The sequence below is a fragment of the Mesorhizobium sp. M7A.F.Ca.ET.027.03.2.1 genome (assembly GCF_003999175.1).
Lineage (GTDB): Bacteria > Pseudomonadota > Alphaproteobacteria > Rhizobiales > Rhizobiaceae > Mesorhizobium.
This window is the reverse complement of sequence record NZ_RZOM01000976.1, coordinates 1-2,358: the sequence shown is the minus strand read 5'-3', so window position 1 is coordinate 2,358 and position 2,358 is coordinate 1. Positions and strand designations below refer to the sequence as shown.

The following is a 2,358-nucleotide window of genomic DNA, read 5'->3' as shown; positions in this document are numbered from 1 at the left end:
ACCGGCTCTTGCCGGGCTGGCGCGACGAGGACGGCCATCCCTTCAAGACGCCGGTCACATCAGACCATTTCCTGGTCCTTGGTCCCGCCGGCTCGTTTCGCCTGCCCAACATTTTCATGCCGCCGCTGATGAACAATCACGGCAACTACATCGTCTCGCTCGGCAATGTCTGCCGCTGGCTGGCGACCAAGGCCGAAGCGCTCGGCGTCGAGATCTATCCGGGCTTTGCCGCTGCCGGCCTGCTCTACAATGAGCAAGGCGCCGTCACCGGCGTCGTCACCGGCGACATGGGCATCGAGAAGGACGGAACGCACGGTCCGGGCTTCGCACCCGGCATGGCGCTGATGGGCAAATATGTGCTGATCGGGGAGGGCGCTCGCGGCTCGCTCGCCAAGCAGTTGATCGCCAGATACAAGCTTTCCGATGGCCGCGAACCGGGCAAATACGGCATCGGTCTGAAGGAACTCTGGCAGGTCAAGCCGGAGAACCACCGTCCGGGGCTGGTCCAGCATTCCTTCGGCTGGCCGCTTGACTTGAAGACCGGCGGCGGCTCGTTCCTCTACCATCTCGAGGACAATCAGGTGGCGGTCGGCTTCGTCCTCCACCTCAATTACAAGAACCCCTATCTGTCGCCCTTCGAGGAATTCCAGCGCTTCAAGACCCATCCGGCGATCAGCGGGACGTTCGACGGCGCCAAGCGCCTCGGCTATGGCGCGCGCGCCATCACCGAGGGCGGCTGGCAGTCAGTGCCGAAACTCTCCTTCCCCGGTGGTGCGCTAATGGGATGTGCGGCGGGCTTCGTCAACGTGCCGCGCATCAAGGGCTCGCACAATGCCGTGCTGTCCGGCATGCTGGCGGCCGAGCATGTCGCAGAGGCGATCGGTGCCGGGCGCGCCAACGACGAACTCGCTTCCTACGAGGAAGCCTGGCGCGCGACCGACATCGGCAAGGATTTGAAGAAGGTGCGCAACGTCAAGCCGCTGTGGTCGCGCTTCGGCACGATCGTCGGTGTCGGCCTCGGCGGCCTCGACATGTGGCTGAACACGCTGTTCGGTGTCTCGCCCTTCGGCACGCTGAAGCATGGCAAGGCCGACTATGCGACGCTCGAGCCTGCCGCCCGGCACAAGAAGATCGCCTATCCGAAGCCAGATGGCGTGCTGACCTTCGACAGGCTGTCCTCGGTGTTCCTGTCCAACACCAATCACGAGGAAAACGAGCCGGTCCACCTGCTTGTCGGCGACATGGAACTGCAGAAGCGGTCCGAGCACGATGTCTTTGCGGGCCCCTCGACGCGTTACTGTCCGGCCGGGGTTTACGAGTGGGTCGACAAGGACGGCAATGCCGCCGCCGATCCCACGGCCAAGGATGTGCGCTTCGTCATCAACGCGCAGAACTGCGTCCACTGCAAGACATGCGACATCAAGGACCCGAACCAGAACATCAACTGGGTGCCGCCGCAAGGCGGAGAAGGCCCGGTCTATCAGGGCATGTAGGCTCGCGCCGGCCACAGCATGCAAAGCCCCGACGACGGCTCGGGTCTCCCGTGGCAAGTGAAACATTAGGACTGTTGAAACTGCCGCGCGCTTATGGTTCCATTCCTTGACGATAAGGAGATGGCCAATGCGCCTGGCGGTTCTAGCATGCCTTGTGGCGATCGCTGCGCTGTTCGGTTTGGCTTCGGCGGCCTCGGCCGGCACCAGGGTGGTGGTCAAGACGCGGACCTACGACATCACCGGGAACACGGGGCTGGCGCTGATGCAGGCTATGGACCGCAAGGGGCCGAAGCACGGCTTCATGACGCACGCCATCGCGTTGACCGGCTACGCAGTGGATTGGGACCTTGACACCAGCCAGGACAATGGCGTTTGCCGCTTGCGGCGCGCCAACGGCACGCTCAATCTCTTCTATACGTTTCCGCGTGTCGCCTCGGCCACCACGCCGACGCTCCGGAAGCGATGGACGCGGTTCTTCGCCGGCGTCCGCGCCCATGAGGAAACCCATGGCCGCATCGCCAGGGAGATGATGCGGGCCACGGAAAGATCGATCTCCGGCCTCAGGATTGCCGACGACCGGTTCTGCTACAAGACACGTCGCGAGGCACAGCGACGTATCAAGGCCACCAATGCCGTATATGAGGCCAAGCAGCTCGCTTTCGATGCGCGCGAGCATCGCGATGGCGGCCATGTCCAGCATCTCGTCATCGCTTTGGTCAGGCCCTGATCCTTCAGCCTGGCGTCTTGCCGGTCTGAACAATGGCCGCGGTCGCGGTTTCATGTTCATCGAGCGGCTTTTGCTGGTTCAGCCTGAGCGAGAACTCCACCATGACCGGAAGGTGATCCGAGCCGGTGTCCTCCAGCC

At 63.4% G+C, this 2,358-nt stretch carries 2 protein-coding genes; both read left to right on the top strand.

The window, feature by feature from the left end; all coding sequences use genetic code 11:
- Window positions 1-1,493, top strand: a 1,493-nt coding sequence (locus tag EN750_RS29875) for an electron transfer flavoprotein-ubiquinone oxidoreductase (protein ID WP_145968039.1), incomplete at its 5' end; no start/stop codon positions are given.
- A gap of 127 nt (window positions 1,494-1,620) precedes the next feature.
- Window positions 1,621-2,220, top strand: a complete 600-nt coding sequence (locus tag EN750_RS29870; RefSeq protein ID WP_127398886.1) for a DUF922 domain-containing protein — start codon at window positions 1,621-1,623, stop codon at window positions 2,218-2,220.
- Window positions 2,221-2,358 lie beyond the last annotated feature (138 nt).